The following is a 15,391-nucleotide window of genomic DNA, read 5'->3' as shown; positions in this document are numbered from 1 at the left end:
TGTCATCTCAAGATGACGATTTACAGCCAGCCTGCATCGACCCAGTAGTTGTGAGCGGTGCAAGCGGCAGCTGCGTCGGAAGCCAGGAACGTCACCATGCTGGCAACGTGATGTGGATGAATGCGGACTTTGAGTTTCTGTTCATCGACGATCTTCTGCTCGTCGGCGGGGCTGTACCATCGAGACTGGCGAGGCGTCTTGACGTTGCCAGGAATGACACAATTCACGCGAATGTTGTCTTTACCCAGCTCCTGAGCCATGGCCCGGGTCATGCCCTCAATACCGGCCTTAGCCGTCTCATAGATCGCCAGGTGTTCTTGGCCGAGATGCCAGCTGATCGACCCGAGATTAATCACCGCCCCACCCCCCAGCGCCTTCATGCCCGGCGCCACCGCTTGCATGGCGAACATGACATGACGCAGGTTGACGGCGATCCGCTCATCCCAATAGCTCGGTGTGATATCGCCTAAGGTATGGCGATCATCGTTAGCCGCGTTGTTGACCAGTACATCGACAGCGCCGATGCGTTTGAACGTCGCCTCCAGGGCATCGAGATCGGTAAGGTCGCAGTGATAAAAGGTCACGTGACTCCCCAGTCGTTCGGCCAGGGTTCGTGACTCCTCTGCACAGATATCCAGAAAATGTACGTCGGCCTTTTGCTCGGCAAACGCCTCGACCAGGGCGGCACCGATGCCGGAACCTCCTCCCGTGATCACGACACGCTTACCTGCAAGGCCGGGATAGATTGCTGTACCCATAAGAAATATCCATGGTCTGTAAAAAATAAAACGCTGTCCTGCAAGAGCCTTCCTTTCGAGGAGAGGCCATCGAAACCCAGCACTTAGTACGGACTACTTAGTATGTACTGTTTACTAAGTGGCGATTATCAATCCATTGCCACGGCATATCCATACGACATAGGTTTAACTCAACAGAGCGCGAAACCGGCAGCATTGCTTTAGGGTCTGGCCAGGCTGAAGCTCGTGAAGCCCATGGGCCAGCGGATCGGCGAAGGTGAAGTACCGGTTTACCTTTCTTCAACGCGACCTGGGTATAAGCACAGAAATTCCCAGTGAAACCAGATAAAATTATCGTTTAGCACCAGACTAGGTCGGAGAGGCTTCATTTAATTCATGGCAACCAGTTACCAGCATCAGAAAGCAGGCGACCTCAACTTCCTCAAGCGCTTGAATCGCAGCGCTATCCTAGAAATGGTGCGGCGGGTTCCTGGATTAACCCGCGCCGACATTGCCACCCAGGCGCAATTGACTAAGGCCACCGTGGGCTCAGGAGTTCAGTCCTTGCTGAATCAAGGATGGCTCAAAGAAGGTGATCTGCAGAAAAGCAGTGGCGGCCGCCCAGGGAGAGCGCTGCATCTCAACGACGACCGTCATTACCTTCTCGGTGCTGAAGTGGGAGTCCATCGGCTACGGCTTGTCGCTTGTGCCCCATCCGGCAAGGTACTTGAAGCGCTTCACGAACCTTTTGTCCCCACCACTCCCGAATCCACAGCTGCACTGCTAGCCGAGTTGTTACAGCAACTAATGAGAAGCCCAGCAGTAGCCCAGCGTGAAAACTTAGGCATTGGTGTTGCGCTACCAGGGCCCATCGCCACTGGCGATGCCGTGCTACGGCGAGCCCCCAACCTAGGCTGGCAGGATGTGCGCTTTTTGGACTTGCTACACCCCCACCTCCCCGAGTTGAAGGGTGTCTGGCTGATGGACAATGAGGCCAAATCAGCGGCCTTCGGTGAGCTTTACTTCCGCACCGGCAAGATTCCCGAATCGCTTTTATACGTTAGTGCTGGAACGGGGATAGGCAGCGGCTTGGCCGAAGGTAGTCACTCTCCGTTGCTAACGCGTGGCGTACAGGGCTTGGCCGGCGAAATTGGCCATACCATCTTGCAGCCAGGCGGGCACTACTGCCATTGCGGCAACCGTGGATGCGCTGAAACCTTGGTCAGCGGCTGGTCCATCCGAGCCACCTTAGGCATTGATGAGAAAGATGACCTTATCCAGACGCTTGAGCCACGTTTACAGGAGCCAGAGGTAACACTCACATTGCGCCGAGCCGGTGAAGCGCTGGGCATGCTACTTCTGAACCTTCACCACACTCAGAACCCTGCCGAGATTGTATTGGGCGGCTCACTTACACAACTAGGCAACACATTTCTTGAGCCCGCACTGACCTATTTTGAAGCCAACCAGCATCGTTTATTAGGCACAACGCAACGTGTGCCGTTGCGCGTCGTCGAGGACAGCACTTTCGTGGCGGCGCGCGGTGCCGCGGCACAGGTTCTGGCCAGAGCGATACATGGCCCTGAGCTATCCTGACGGCCCATAAGGCACATTTTCATACCCAACACTCTTGGACAAAATTGCCCAAACGGCAGTGCTCATTCATCAATGGCTTGCGAATACAAAAATACCAAGCGCGACTAAAGTTGGCGCACACGACTAAGTAAACAGCTTGAACATACTCTCCTGGTCTTTCAGTATAGATAACCAATGTCCCCGGGCATGCCCCCGGACTCTCTATTGATAAGCACAGGAGGCACTATGTCCCTTGAAGGCAAGTTATTAATCGGTCAGCAAGCCGTTAGCGGCAATCAAGACGACATTCATGCGGTTAACCCCGCCACTGGCGAGACGATGGAGCCGACCTATGCAGGCGGTGGCAAAGCCGAGGTCGAGCGTGCCTGTGAGCTCGCTGAAAAAGCTTTCGCCAGCTACCGCGAGACCGGTCTTGAAGCGCGCGCCACCTTCCTCGACACCATCGCCTCTGAAATTGAAGGCATCGGTGATGAACTTATCGAGCGCGCCATGGCCGAGACAGGCCTGCCACGCCCACGCCTGGAAGGCGAGCGTGGTCGTACTTGCGGCCAGTTGCGACTGTTCGCTTCCGTTGTACGCGCCGGTGAGTGGCTCGATGTGCGCATCGACCCGGCACTGCCGGATCGCTCACCCATGCCGCGCACCGATCTTCGCCAGCGCCATATCGGCCTTGGCCCAGTCGCCGTGTTCGGCGCTTCGAATTTCCCATTGGCATTCTCCGTGGCCGGTGGGGATACCGCCTCGGCACTCGCCGCCGGTTGCCCGGTGGTGATCAAGGGGCACTCCGCCCACCCCGGTACGTCTGAGCTGGTGGGCCGTGCCGTGCAACGCGCAGTGACTAAATGCAACCTGGCTGACGGTGTCTTCTCGCTGCTATTCGGCGCAGGCAATGAGATCGGCCAGGCGCTGGTCAACGACCCGCGCATTCAGGCCGTTGGCTTCACCGGTTCTCGCGGTGGCGGCACGGCGCTGATGGCGACGGCCCAGGCACGCCCGCAGCCCATCCCGGTTTACGCCGAAATGAGCAGCATCAACCCCGTATTCCTGCTCCCGGAAGCGCTTAAAGCCCGTGGCGATAAGATTGCCGAAGGCTTTGTGGGCTCACTCAATATGGGGGCCGGTCAGTTCTGTACCAACCCAGGGCTAGTGATCGCTGTCAAAGGCCAGGAACTGAACGCCTTTATCGACGCCGCCGGCGAGGGTGTTAAAGCCAGCGCCAGCCAGACTATGCTCTCTCCTGGCATTCATCACGCCTATAAGCAAGGCATAGAGGCACTCTCCTCCCACGCTAAGGTGCGCGAAGTGGCGCGCGGTCAGGTTGGCGAAGGCGCTAACCAGTGCTGTGCGGGCTTGTTTGTTGCCTCGGCTGCCGACTTCCTCGCCGATGAGGCGCTTCAGGCCGAAATATTCGGTGCCAGCTCACTGGTGGTTGAGTGCGCCGATCAAGCAGAAGTGAAACGCGTCGCCGCCGATCTTGAGGGGCAGTTGACGATCACCTTGCAAATGGATGATGGAGACGTGGAAGCGGCCAAAGCGCTGCTGCCGACTCTCGAGCGTAAGGCGGGACGTATCCTGGCTAACGGTTGGCCGACCGGTGTCGAAGTGTGCCATGCCATGGTTCACGGTGGCCCTTATCCGGCAACGTCGGATAGCCGCACCACCTCGGTAGGCAGCGCCGCTATCCATCGCTTCCTGCGTCCAGTTTGCTACCAGGCACTACCGGAAGCACTGTTGCCAGGAGCGCTTAAAGATGCCAACCCCGAGGGCGTAAGCCGCTTGGTGGACGGTAAGCGTGAGGCGTGAACGCCAACCCATCAAACAAGATAAGCTTTCGAGGTAGTCACTTGAACACCACAACTTTTCTTCCCGACGATCACGATAGAGCCCTGCTGGTGGGACGGGTATGGCGCGATGCACCCAACCCTGGCCCTGCCTTGGTGGTGGTTCGCCAGGGGCAAGTCATCGATATCACGGCAACCTGTTCCTGCATGGCCGATCTGCTGGATCGCGATGATGCTATTGCCCTTGTCTCACAAGTTGAGGGCGAGTCTCTCGGGCCGGTCGATACGCTGATAGACAACTCACTTGCCGATCCCCAGCGTGCCCCCTACCTGCTCGCCCCCTGCGATGTCCAGGCGATCAAGGCCTGCGGCGTGACCTTCGCCGTCAGCCTAATGGAACGGGTAATCGAGGAGCAGGCTGCCGGTGACGCCACTCGTGCTGCTGAGTTGCGACAGGAACTTCAAGCATTGATCGGTAGTGATCTATCGCAGATCGTTCCCGGTTCCGACGAAGCGATGGCACTCAAGAAGGAGCTGCAAGCACGGGGGGCCTGGTCCCAGTACATGGAGGTTGGCATTGGCCCCGATGCTGAGGTTTTCACCAAGTCACAGCCGTTATCATCGGTGGGCTTTGGCAGTCCTGTAGGACTGCACCCATCTTCTCAGTGGAACAACCCTGAACCCGAAATCGTACTGGCGGTTGACGCGGCCGGACAGCCCAAGGGCGCGACACTCGGTAATGATGTCAACCTGCGCGACGTCGAGGGGCGCAGTGCATTGCTGCTGGGCAAGGCCAAGGACAACAACGCCTCTTGTTCCATCGGCCCCTTCATTCGTCTCTTTGACGACCACTTTAGCCTCGATACGGTACGCGAAGCGCGGGTGTCGCTGCGCATCGAAGGGGCCGATGACGGCTTCATGCTCGATGATACAAGCGACATGCGCCAGATCAGTCGTGATCCGCTAAATCTGGTGCATCAGACGATCGGCCCGCATCATCAATATCCTGATGGCTTCATGCTGTTCCTTGGCACCATGTTCTCACCGATTCTGGACCGCGACGGCCATGGCCAAGGCTTTACTCATCATCTGGGTGATAAAGTGACCATCGCCACACCAGCGCTAGGGGCGCTAGTCAACCGGGTTGATCGCTCGGATCGACTGTCACCCTGGACTTTTGGTATTCGTCAGTGGCATGCCCACTTGACGACAAAAAGCTAATCATTGTCGCTAAATTCGCTGGGTCACTGGCCAATTGATGGACGAATAGAGTCCTCAGCAAATCAGTGGTTTCATGGCCAATGCCAACGGGGTTTGCGTGAGCCATCAGTGGATCTACGCGCTCATCTGGGGCGACAAGAAACAACGGCTCCGACTGCCAACGATCACCGCCACTAGAACGGCTCAGGCGATGACGCGGTTATTGGCACCACGCCGAGGGGGCATGCATACCATCACCTTGGTTAACGGGTCGGAATTCGCCGAGCACAGGAAAGTGGCCAAGGCCTTCGGTTGCACCAGCGACACTGACCGAAGGCCTTGCTTCTGCGTACAACGCAGTGGTCTACGTGAAATAAAATGCCTCTCGGACTCCACTATTGCGGCGGCTCGATCACCCAAGGATCCAACGCCACTTCATTCTTACAACTATCGTCCACGGGCTCGTATGGATCATCGAGAAATGCACTAATCATGGTTGAGCGGCACTCGTTGACAGGGTTATGGCCTAACCCCTGATACTCGACGAACTGCAGGTTGGGCATGGTCTGGCGGACATGCTCACTCCAACGTGTCCCACAGCAGGGATCCATCTGGCCATGGATGGCCAGAGCCGGCGTATCCGATACCGGCGGATCGTTGTGTTCAGCGGGCAAGTCGCCGTCTTCACCCCACCAGCCGCATACCCACGGAGGCTCGAAGCCCAGGATCGCCGGCTCGGTCTGCACCGCGGCGATCGAGTCTTCCCGTGTTGGCCGGTTCGTGCCCATGTCGCTGCAGACATGGGCTAGGAAGTAACCCAGTGCATAGTTAGGAGCTTCAGGCTCGGGGTCGTATGCATCGATGAGGAAGAACTCCCTCAACCGCGTGTAGTCGCCCGCCTGAATATCGGCGAGCAGGCTGGGCAGTTCGGCATAGGCCCCAGGCAGCATCAGGTAGAGCGTGTCGAGGAAGGCAGCCCCGTCGAAGTACAGCGTTTCGCCATCGCCGTCGTCGCCGCCGACATCGACAATGTAGGGCCTGCTGTCCAGGGTGCGGCGTGCCCTATCGACTGCCAACATCCAGTTGGGCAGCATCTCGCGGCATGCCTCATCCTCGGCGGCACACAGCGCCAGCGTATCAGTGAAGGTCTGCTTGGCGGTATAGAACTCATCCACGGGCGCCCGGTTGCGCAGGTGGTTGAACCATGGCCAACCGAGGATGGCGGCGCGAATGCTGTCTGGATGGTACTGAATAAAAGAGAGCACGGTGCCGCTCCCTGTCGAGGAGCCGAAGGCGTCGATGACGTCGTATTCCAGCAGCTGGCGTATCTCGTCGACATCACGCGCCACGGCATATTGATTGTATTGGGCGACGTCGATGCCCTCATCGGAGAGCTTCTGGTAGCACGCCTCCACCTCGCTGGTGATCGCCTCCAGGCGCTTCATCGGATCCAGCGACGAGGCTATCGCCGGGGTGTGGATGATGTTGTGGTACGGCGACACAGCCGCGTAATCGGGACACTCAAGCGCCGGCTCGCTATGAATGAAACCACGGTGATCCATCGTAACAAGCGTGCGGTTGCCGATATCCTTGCGCAGCTGTTCCATGTAGTCGCGCAAGCCCAGCGAGGAGTAGCCCGGCCCGCCCGGGAAGAAGAAGACCGGCACATCGTCCGCCTCGCCGTTTTCCGGCTCGATCACCGCCACTGGCATCTGAATCCGGTTGTCGCCGGGTTCATCCCAGTTCTCGTGACCATGAAAGGTGTAGCAGTCGGCGCCAAGCTCCGTGAGCGCCTCGGTCACGCACTCCGTGGACTCCAGCCGCGGTATCGTGTCCGAATCTGTGGATTGCGCATAAGCGAATGAATGCGCGGTGAGCAAGGCAAGGGAAATGGCACCTGTCAGAAACCGCCCACGGTACTGGTCATACCGACAAGGAGAAATATTCATTGCATGCCTCCATCGGGGTTGTTCTTGCTGTTATCTGGGGGGTACCAACTGAAGCTAGTTACCCGTTCAGGGGGCGTCAAATGGACTTCATCAGCCTGCATGGAGACACCTAACGGCCAAGAGCAGATGGAGAGACAATGCTGCATTGCTGGGCACGTGAATTCTTTACCCGATCACAGCCCTTTGCCAGCGGTGGCGCCTATGTCAATTTCCTGACCGGGGATGAGACGGAACGCGTAGCCTTCACCTATGGTGCGAGCTATGAGCAACTGGTGAAGCTCAAGAAGAAGCTCGATCCGACAAACTTCTTTTGTATCAACCAGAATATTCTCCCAGCCTGAATGCCGCTTTCCTGATAATGCCAAAGTGTTCAGCGCCTTGTACTTTCACTCGGTCGAGGTCGATCAGATGAAATCCGTGCGGCAGTTGACCAGAGTAACCCGGAGCATACTTGCTTAGGTTGCCGCAAACATTGTGACAATGTAAGCAGATATGTGTCTGGTTGCTGCCCGCCGCGCTAGCAGCCTTCGACGATGTGGAGCAGACACTGAAGCGCTACTACAATGGCTGTACAATCACCATATCCCGCAAAAGGCGTGAAATGGGAGGAAAATGCCTATTTTCAGTCCGGATGAGTGGTCATTCCTGCAAAGTGTCGGTGTGTTTGCTGCCTGCGCCGTCACGATTGCGCTGGCCGGGACGCGCCTGACGCGGGTGGTGGATCAGCTCGCAGACAAAACGGGGCTGGGCGAAGCCATAGCCGGTGCTCTTCTGTTAGGCGCGGCCACATCACTTTCCGGTATCGTTCTCTCGGTCACCGCAGCGTGGAAAGGCCATCCCGAGTTGGCCGTCAGTAACGCACTCGGGGGAATAGCGGTACAGACTCTCTTCCTTGCGGTAGCGGATCTGTTTTACAGAAGAGCGAATCTCGAACATGCCGCCGCCTCCGCCCCGAACTTGTTGCAGAATGCCCTGCTTATTTCGCTCCTTGCCGTCATTCTTTTAGCGCCATCTCTCCCCGATTTCACTTTCTGGGGCATTAGTCCGGTGACGCCTGTTCTCTTCGGGCTCTATGTCTATGGGATATTCCTGGTGAAAGGGGCGCGTCAAACACCGATGTGGAAACCGTCTGTTACCAAAGAGACCCGCAACGATGTTCCTGAGGATGATGCCGATACCCCTGCCCTATCTAGGCTCGTGATTGAGTTCGTGGTGTTGATGTCTGTCATGGGGCTGGCAGGTTGGACCTTAGAGCCTGCAGCGACCAACATTGCGGCTCAAACCGGCTTGGGGCAAACAGCCGTAGGGGTATTGCTGACCGCAACCAGCACCTCCCTGCCCGAACTAGTGACATCCGTGGCTGCCGTCCGACGCGGCGCTCTTACCCTGGCCGTTGGGGGATTATTGGTGGAAATGCATTTGATACTCTCTTCACTGCTACGTCTGACATTGCCTACCGTGAGGGCTCTATCTACCACGCGGTATCCGAGGATACGATTATCTGGATCAGCCTGTCACTGTTAATGACCAGCGCCCTTATGATGGGGCTGATTCGGCGACAGGAGCAGGGTATTGCTCGGATCGGCACTGAGAGCGCCGCCATTATCCTACTTTATGCACTTGGCGTTGCACTGGTGCTAATCCGCTAACGATAAGCCACACCGGTGAGTCATTGCCGAAACAGATTTGATCGGCAGATGGCGGTACCCAGATTGTAGATAAGGAGCGCTCCTGCCTTCGCCCTGAACGCAACCTGTGGCCACTTATCAATTCCTATGATGGATCGGGATAACCAAGATTCATAGTTGTTGTCCTAGAACACTAGATCCATTCATTTCAAGATAAAGGATTTTGCCATGAGACAATCCAACGATGCTCAGTGCTGGCGAGGGCCGCACCACACACAAACCAACTCGCCAACACCAAGCCGCCAAAGACGGTATACACCACTATAAAAAACCAGTCAGGGGCGCTGTAATAGAGCAAACTCTGCAGCCAATGCTGAATAAACGACTCCACATAGGTCGCAGCGCCCGTCCCAGCCCTTAGCGCCATTTCCCAGGTGGTTAAACGGCAGGCAACGCCCAACCAAACTTGCCCTACCACATAGCCAACGCTTCAAGCGCGTATAGGAAGCGCGACACCAATGGCCATGAAAATACCGCCGCAGGCCCTGTTAAACCCTCGGCCGGCACGCTCTAGCCAAGGCCGGATACGGCTAGCCGCGCTTGCCAGTATAAACTCGGCAAAGAACTCAGTGATCACAAAGGTCGCTGCCATGATGACGAACTGATGCATCAAGCTATTCTGGGGATCAAGAAATTGCGGCAAAAAGGCGCTGAAAAACAACAGGACTTTGGGGTTGGTTATTGATGCCAGCGTGCCTTGGCGAAAAAGCGACCAACTGCTGGCAACCACACCGCCTGTATGCGCCGAGGTAGCCATTGGCGGGGAGCGCCATACCTGAATACCCAGCCAGACGAGGTACGCACCCCCCACCCACTTGAGTACCGAGAGCCAAACAACCGAGGATTTGATGAGCGCCCCGATGCCAAACATGCAAAGCGCAATGACGATGACAAACCCCAGCGCACCGCCCGAAATGGTAAACAACGCCCTACGGCTTCCATGAAGTACGCCATGGGTCAGTGCCAGAAGCCCGTTGGGGCCGGGTGATAATGACAAGCCCACACAGCTAACGAAATAGATGACCCACGTATCAAGCGGCATTGATTCCCTCCTGAATCTCGCCATCAACGGCACGCAAGGCCCAGGCGATGGCTGCATCGTGTTTTGGTGTGACCGGATAAGCCATCACCGTAAGGCCTATAAAATCGGCTTCGCCCAGCAAGCCTACCACCAATAGGGCGGCTTTAATGCCCAGCGGTTGAGTGAGCCGCTCGTTGTTATGATCTGCCAGCACATGGGCCACCTCGTGCCCCATCACCGCCGCTAGCTGGGCGGGGGTTTCCGCCACTTGCAGCAGGCCAGTGTGCACGCCAAAGAAGCCACCAGCCCCAGAAGGAAAAGAGGTAGCAGAAATCGGGTTTCACCCGGCTCAGGAGACGTGGAGCGTGCCTAGCTGCAGTCGCGAACGTGATGGTGGTAGACCCTCACGACTGCCTAAGTAAAACGAAGCTTACTAGAACTTAGCGTCAAGCGTCGAACAGTGGCCTGCCCTTTCAACACTGCCGCGTCTGCCCTGGGTCGCCCCGTTTGGTTTACATATGGCTTCTATGCTGGATATCAAGCGAGCAAGCAGGCATGGTGGGTATTATTATTCACCATTAGCGAACCAACGGGAGGTTACGCCAATGCCGCACTATCTTACTCAAACCCTACGCATGATGGGGCTATTATCGATCTTGGTGTTTTCACCCAGCGCCTTCAGCCAACAACAACCGGGGACAGCTTCCGGTGATAATGTCACCACCGAGTCGTTCCAGGACTGGGAGGTTCGTTGCCAACGTAATGCCGAGAGCCCGACTCCTTGTGCGATGGTGCAATTGGTCACTCAACCTGGCAGCGACCAGCCCTTGATGCAGGTAGTTCTCGACTACCCGCCCCAGATCGATGGCCCGGTGATGAGCTTCTTCGTGCCGCTGGGGGTACGTCTGTCCGCGGGCATGCAGTTGAGTGTGGATGACGGTGAGCCAATTCAGTTCCCCTATCAGGTCTGCCAGGCGCAAGGGTGCCGTGCTGACGCTCCCATTGAGCCGTCGATGTTGCAGCAACTCCGTAGTGGCACTACGGCAACCCTCAGCATGATTGATCCACGCGGTGAACGCATGGATCTAGATATTTCGCTGATCGGCTTTACCGACGCCAGTACCCGCATCGCCCCCTGATCTTAGCCTTCCCCGACAAAGCCGGCCCACAAGGGCCGGCAAGCCTACCCAGCCGCTGTCAGCAGGTAACTGACACGAATCGCTGTTATGGACTGGATACAGCTTGCTAAGCTGCGCAGCGGAGACTTCCTGTTTCCAAGCCGTATCAACAGAAGCGACCCGCGCTTTTCCGATTGGCGCTTTATGGGGTAGCTCTTAGCAGTTCAGAGAACGTGGGCGGGAGGAATTCATCGATATAGCTGTCATTGAACTCGACTAGCCGCGCCAACGCTTCGGGGTCTGGCAACTGCACGTGCTGGCGGTCTCGGATTACGAGTCCCTCTTCACGCAGCATCGAGAAAGTCCGGCTCACGTGTACCGGGCTCATCCCCAGCGCGTCGCTAATCAGCTCCTGAGTGAGCGGCATGAGAAAGCTATTGTCTTCCACGGCCCCAATCCGCTTAAGTCGCAGATAGATTTCGTAGAGGAAATGTGCCAGCTGCTCGTGGGCGGCATACTTGCCGAGGTAGATCAACCGCTCGGAGAGTAGCGCTTGCTGACGTATTGCTGTGGCCATGATCCCGACAGCCAGGTTCGAACGCCCAAAGAGTTCAAAAAGCTGCTGATACGAGAACGGATAGATCACACCTTCATTAATCATCACCGCACTTGCCAGTCGGCGGGTGAAGCCAAAATCGCGAATGCCGATGATATCGCCGGGGAGGTAGAACTTGAGGATCTGCTTCGAACCATTTTTCAAGTTGCGATAGGAGTATGCCCAGCCCTCCTTGACCACGCAGAACAGATCAGCATCCGCGCTCTCCAGCCATAGTACCTCGCTGGCTGACATTTGCCGGGGGCTAAGCTCAAGTCCCAGCAACAACGCCTTGTCTTCAGGAGACAACGCACCTTGGCTACTAAGGCCCCGCATAACGACTGTATCGAGGAGAGCCACGCTATTACCTCTCAGGCAAATGATTTCTTGGCGTTATTCTAAAACATATGCCTACATCACCCACTTAACATAGGTTATGGCTGATGCGTATTATCAAGCAGTTGCGTGAATTCTTACTGAGCGCCATCAGGAAGGGTCTTTCGAGCCGCATTTGACACCAGGCCAGCTTGGCTTTCGACAAACAGGTACAACAGAAAGAAAATATCGGCGGACTGGGTATCACCTTTGGAAGGTCATTTACCCAGTCGTTATCGCCCCTACATGATTGCTCACCTAGCGCTGAGTAGAGCGCCTTTTTGCAAGGTGCTAGGGAAAGACAGCTAGCGGTCAGGAGCAGCCATTAATAAAATACTCATACGATCATAAATTTGGGATCTGCGATCCTGATCGAGGAAATCGGTATTCGATCTTGAGACTCGCCCCATTACCTTTAGGCGGCTGGAGGATAAACCGGTCATTATCCTCCATCGCGGAGAGCATCGCCGCGCAGCACATGGGCATGCGATTATACGGTTTTGGGTAGCCTCCAACTAGCCGATGCAGCTCACTTGCCTCGATTGATATCGAAGATTTTCCCTCTGCAGAAGCAACTCTGATATCGCCTCTCTAAAATCAGCTGTGGTCGGAGGACACCCCTAGTAAGGCTTAGGCAAAGGTTGGGCCCCCTCTTGGGGTTTCGTTTCCCAGAACCTGCCCTCCCTGGGGGCCACCGATACAGCGCTCCCACCTACCGGCAGAGCCGGCAGTCGCACGCCCAGGGCGACAAACGGCACAGCATTCCCACCGAAACCATAACGCTAAAGAAAATAAAATACATGCCGATAATTAAAGCCAACAAAAAAATATAAAATAACACTCGATGAATTGATAATAAGCACCCCATGCTTTCCAAGAAAGGTATGATCAAATGATTTTATTCAACACGTTCTCTACAAAGAGCAAGATGGTTTTAGCTATTTTTATTGCCTCAGCATATTTTACATCTCCTTCCCAAGCGCAAGAAATTTCTGGAGCATTATATTCCTGCAAAACACAGTCTATATCTGGATTTATAAACTCTAACGGGTCATGGGCTCCAACCAATTTCTCCAACAAAAAAACTTACACCATTGGGAAGCGTCTGTTTAATGGGGTTGAAAGTTACGTTCTTTATAATACAACAACACCATCAGCTACGTTCATCATGGAAAACGCCGAAAGATCAAACCCTTTATATATTACATTTGGGGGAAGAAGTCTTGATGAAACCTTCACGCTTAACAAGGAAAGTTTACGGTACACCAATGTTTCTAAAGTTGGGTATGTTACAGGACACAGCGGCTCATCCCCCTTTATGGAAATAGGGACTTGCTGGAAAATTTGACCCTTCTACATTTCCACAGGAGTCATATCCTTACAGGACATGCAAGTCGGCTGCCAATTATATTAATAATTGGCAGCCAAAACACTAGGGCTCTTCAAACAGCAGCTCTTCTCCATCATGGAGCATGACAGGATATCCTAGGTTGATCCCGTGGCGCTGATCAGGTGGTAAATATAACGCAAAAGTGCGCGGAAGATGATTACTCAGAGACTTATAAAGTGGGAGCAAAGATGGATCATCTTCCATGTCCTCCCGAAGGAACTGAACCTGGCTGTAATTACTACCCCCATTATTCACCAGCTTCCACGCCGTCGCAGGTGATTCTGGCTCAAAGTAGTTCGGTGAACCTAGTTCTAGGGCCATAGATTCGTAGTCCTTCCGGGCTAGATCAAGCACCCATTCAGCCGGGTAAAGCCCCTCAGCAGTGTTCGCAGTGAAATACGCGCGGACCACACAAGCATTGTCAACGCTGCAACCATGTTCTGGTGCCACAAACTTCCATGTGTTCAGCGTATGGTCACCTGTCACGGTCGAAAACACCGGCTCAACCCGCCCACCCAGCTCGACAGCCATCTTTTCCAAGCTGTAATCGAGATAGGCCATGAACTGGCGACCACCTGCATGCGCGCCATCCCCCTGATTCCAAGGGAAAAATCCGAAAACGAGCGGTTTTGTCTCAATGGAGCTCTCGTCCGGCTTGAACGTGGCATAGCTGGCGGCCGCACTCAATGCCGGAGATAGGCCCTGAACCGGGTCGATCGCGCCATTGGCGGCCATACCAATCGCCAGCAATGTGCCTAGGCCTCCACCCGGGTAGTAAGGCGCCTGGGTTCCATCCTCAGCTTCACGAAAGTTGATATCCCGGCTGGAGTTGGAGTCGACAATGTTTCTTGCGAGCGAATGATCATCATCGTTCGTATGCTGATAAGGTGCAGAAAGGGACGCACAACCCTGCAATACAATTGATCCAATGGATGCGACCAGAATAGAAGTGAAACACGAATAGTTCATGAGCAACCACCACTTTCTTTTTTAATGTGTACTATCCTATCTCCTATTTCGGCAGAGGTGCTTGATGCTTTAATTTAAGGCGAAAAAACCACCGTTTTATATGCCTGCTGGTAACGGCCAAGAGCGGACGTTCAGAGGCCCCTAGTATAACGTAGAGCTAACCATTGAGCAGAATGCCACGCAGCGGCATATAGGGAGTATGCTTTGAGCGCAAAGTTAGGTTGCATCGTTATATGCCACACTTCGAAAAGTCGCGTGCAAAGTAATACTTAGACGACTGCTCAATTGCTTTGCGATTAATTGTAATTGCATTATTAGATGAGACTTCTCCTCCTTCTTGATTGGCTACAAGGCAGCAACTCGGCGACAAAGGAACGATGCCAATCTCGAAGAAGCTGTCAGGTGCAATAAACTCGATGTCTCTTGAATAGACAGCTGCCCAAGTTGTTTCTGGCGCACACAGTCTATCCATTAAAACCTGTATGCGTATGCTGGCTAAGTGCCTACCGGGCATGGTTTCACCCCGCGCAAAGCTATACCCATCCTTCTCCAGTATTTCTTCTTCGTTCTTGTGCAAGTCTTCTCCAGTTGGGAGATCTTTCATTTGAACGTCCGGGGATGGAGTTAGTCTTTCCTCGGCCCTTAACGGTGATTTTCAACCCAGTTGTCCAAATGGCTGCGCTTAAGCAGCCTGTTTATTACGCTCGATTTCCTGCTCTTTTCCCGGGTTGAGCGACACCGAACCAGGAACCTCCCAGTTCCGAGTGCGGCCCGACCAGCGTTGAGGCTGTCGGCGCTTCGCCCTTTCATAAACCGCTTTCCGGTGCTCAAGACGTTCTCGGTCTATCCCACGGTGCCGATCCGCCGGCGTGACATACTGGATACCACTGTGAAGATGCTGCTCGTTGTAAGCCCGTTCGAACGTCAGCATCCATTCCCGTACCGCGCTCAGCGATGCAAAGCCCTTTGTGG

General features: G+C 55.1%; 15 protein-coding genes and 2 pseudogenes. 8 read left to right on the top strand and 9 right to left on the bottom strand.

Annotation, left to right across the window (positions count from 1 at the left end):
- Positions 1–20: 20 nt before the first annotated feature.
- Positions 21–758, bottom strand: a complete 738-nt coding sequence (gene xylB / locus BLR97_RS02020; RefSeq protein ID WP_089701978.1) for a D-xylose 1-dehydrogenase — start codon at positions 756–758, stop codon at positions 21–23.
- A gap of 375 nt (positions 759–1,133) precedes the next feature.
- Between xylB and BLR97_RS02015 the strand changes: the two genes are divergently transcribed.
- The 4 genes and pseudogenes from BLR97_RS02015 to BLR97_RS20135 form a co-directional block, all read left to right on the top strand.
- Positions 1,134–2,333 (top strand): ROK family protein, encoded by a 1,200-nt coding sequence (locus tag BLR97_RS02015; protein ID WP_089701976.1) that lies wholly within the window; start codon positions 1,134–1,136, stop codon positions 2,331–2,333.
- Positions 2,334–2,558: 225 nt separating this feature from the next.
- A complete protein-coding gene (locus tag BLR97_RS02010; protein ID WP_089701975.1) occupies positions 2,559–4,136 on the top strand; it encodes an aldehyde dehydrogenase (NADP(+)) in 1,578 nt (525 codons plus the stop codon).
- 41 nt (positions 4,137–4,177) lie between these two features.
- Complete coding sequence (locus BLR97_RS02005; protein WP_089701973.1) at positions 4,178–5,335, top strand: fumarylacetoacetate hydrolase family protein; 1,158 nt, start codon at positions 4,178–4,180, stop codon at positions 5,333–5,335.
- Between the two features lie 49 nt (positions 5,336–5,384).
- Positions 5,385–5,621: pseudogene (locus BLR97_RS20135) on the top strand (IS30 family transposase); the annotation flags it as partial.
- 88 nt (positions 5,622–5,709) lie between these two features.
- Here the strand turns inward: BLR97_RS20135 and BLR97_RS02000 are convergent.
- A complete protein-coding gene (locus tag BLR97_RS02000) occupies positions 5,710–7,263 on the bottom strand; it encodes an alpha/beta fold hydrolase (protein ID WP_089701971.1) in 1,554 nt (517 codons plus the stop codon).
- Positions 7,264–7,400: 137 nt separating this feature from the next.
- Here BLR97_RS02000 and BLR97_RS01995 point away from each other — a divergent pair, with 137 nt between their 5' ends.
- Complete coding sequence (locus tag BLR97_RS01995; RefSeq protein ID WP_089701969.1) at positions 7,401–7,604, top strand: BBE domain-containing protein; 204 nt, start codon at positions 7,401–7,403, stop codon at positions 7,602–7,604.
- A gap of 271 nt (positions 7,605–7,875) precedes the next feature.
- On the top strand, positions 7,876–8,787 hold the full coding sequence (locus tag BLR97_RS01990; RefSeq protein WP_244511126.1) for a sodium:calcium antiporter: 912 nt from the start codon (positions 7,876–7,878) through the stop codon (positions 8,785–8,787).
- Between the two features lie 312 nt (positions 8,788–9,099).
- Here the strand turns inward: BLR97_RS01990 and BLR97_RS01985 are convergent, their stop codons facing one another.
- From BLR97_RS01985 to BLR97_RS20230, 3 genes are read right to left on the bottom strand one after another with little or no spacing between them, the layout of a single operon-like run.
- Complete coding sequence (locus tag BLR97_RS01985) at positions 9,100–9,369, bottom strand: DUF2784 domain-containing protein (protein WP_089701967.1); 270 nt, start codon at positions 9,367–9,369, stop codon at positions 9,100–9,102.
- Positions 9,370–9,381: 12 nt separating this feature from the next.
- On the bottom strand, positions 9,382–9,993 hold the full coding sequence (locus BLR97_RS01980) for a LysE family translocator (RefSeq protein ID WP_089701965.1): 612 nt from the start codon (positions 9,991–9,993) through the stop codon (positions 9,382–9,384).
- The gene (locus tag BLR97_RS20230; RefSeq protein ID WP_479694206.1) at positions 9,983–10,306 is read right to left on the bottom strand and encodes a M48 family metalloprotease; all 324 of its coding nucleotides are present in this window, start codon (positions 10,304–10,306) and stop codon (positions 9,983–9,985) included. Before BLR97_RS20230 ends, BLR97_RS01980 begins: the two co-directional genes overlap by 11 nt.
- 271 nt (positions 10,307–10,577) lie before the next feature.
- On the opposite strand from BLR97_RS20230, the gene BLR97_RS01970 reads away from it, so the two are divergent.
- Positions 10,578–11,111, top strand: a complete 534-nt coding sequence (locus BLR97_RS01970; protein ID WP_244511124.1) for an invasion associated locus B family protein — start codon at positions 10,578–10,580, stop codon at positions 11,109–11,111.
- 181 nt (positions 11,112–11,292) lie between these two features.
- Here BLR97_RS01970 and BLR97_RS01965 read toward each other — a convergent pair whose 3' ends face one another.
- Positions 11,293–12,045 carry a Crp/Fnr family transcriptional regulator gene (locus tag BLR97_RS01965; protein WP_089701964.1) on the bottom strand — a complete coding sequence of 251 codons (753 nt, stop codon included), beginning with the start codon at positions 12,043–12,045 and terminating at the stop codon, positions 11,293–11,295.
- 907 nt (positions 12,046–12,952) lie between these two features.
- On the opposite strand from BLR97_RS01965, the gene BLR97_RS19520 reads away from it, so the two are divergent.
- Complete coding sequence (locus tag BLR97_RS19520) at positions 12,953–13,408, top strand: hypothetical protein (protein WP_139172883.1); 456 nt, start codon at positions 12,953–12,955, stop codon at positions 13,406–13,408.
- 84 nt (positions 13,409–13,492) lie between these two features.
- Here BLR97_RS19520 and BLR97_RS01960 read toward each other — a convergent pair whose 3' ends face one another.
- The 3 genes and pseudogenes from BLR97_RS01960 to BLR97_RS19775 form a co-directional block, all read right to left on the bottom strand.
- Positions 13,493–14,419, bottom strand: a complete 927-nt coding sequence (locus BLR97_RS01960) for a hypothetical protein (protein ID WP_089701962.1) — start codon at positions 14,417–14,419, stop codon at positions 13,493–13,495.
- Positions 14,420–14,648: 229 nt separating this feature from the next.
- Entirely contained in the window at positions 14,649–15,023 is a 375-nt protein-coding gene (locus tag BLR97_RS01955) for a hypothetical protein (protein WP_089701960.1), read from the bottom strand.
- 78 nt (positions 15,024–15,101) lie between these two features.
- Positions 15,102–15,391 (bottom strand): annotated as a pseudogene (locus tag BLR97_RS19775) (IS3 family transposase); the annotation flags it as partial.

Source organism: Vreelandella arcis, from assembly GCF_900103865.1.
Taxonomy (GTDB): Bacteria; Pseudomonadota; Gammaproteobacteria; order Pseudomonadales; family Halomonadaceae; genus Vreelandella; species Vreelandella arcis.
This window is presented reverse-complemented; position numbering and strand designations above follow the sequence as displayed.

Bases quoted from the DNA above. Each gene is read 5' to 3' on its own strand.
- BLR97_RS02010 (WP_089701975.1), top strand. From the start codon at position 2,559: ATGTCCCTTGAAGGCAAGTTATTAATCGGTCAGCAAGCCGTTAGCGGC.
- BLR97_RS01995 (WP_089701969.1), top strand. From the start codon at position 7,401: ATGCTGCATTGCTGGGCACGTGAATTCTTTACCCGATCACAGCCCTTT.
- BLR97_RS01990 (WP_244511126.1), top strand. From the start codon at position 7,876: ATGCCTATTTTCAGTCCGGATGAGTGGTCATTCCTGCAAAGTGTCGGT.
- BLR97_RS01980 (WP_089701965.1), bottom strand. From the start codon at position 9,993: ATGCCGCTTGATACGTGGGTCATCTATTTCGTTAGCTGTGTGGGCTTG.
- BLR97_RS02015 (WP_089701976.1), top strand. From the start codon at position 1,134: ATGGCAACCAGTTACCAGCATCAGAAAGCAGGCGACCTCAACTTCCTC.
- xylB (WP_089701978.1), bottom strand. From the start codon at position 758: ATGGGTACAGCAATCTATCCCGGCCTTGCAGGTAAGCGTGTCGTGATC.
- BLR97_RS02000 (WP_089701971.1), bottom strand. From the start codon at position 7,263: ATGAATATTTCTCCTTGTCGGTATGACCAGTACCGTGGGCGGTTTCTG.
- BLR97_RS01960 (WP_089701962.1), bottom strand. From the start codon at position 14,419: ATGAACTATTCGTGTTTCACTTCTATTCTGGTCGCATCCATTGGATCA.
- BLR97_RS01970 (WP_244511124.1), top strand. From the start codon at position 10,578: ATGCCGCACTATCTTACTCAAACCCTACGCATGATGGGGCTATTATCG.
- BLR97_RS19520 (WP_139172883.1), top strand. From the start codon at position 12,953: ATGATTTTATTCAACACGTTCTCTACAAAGAGCAAGATGGTTTTAGCT.
- BLR97_RS01955 (WP_089701960.1), bottom strand. From the start codon at position 15,023: ATGAAAGATCTCCCAACTGGAGAAGACTTGCACAAGAACGAAGAAGAA.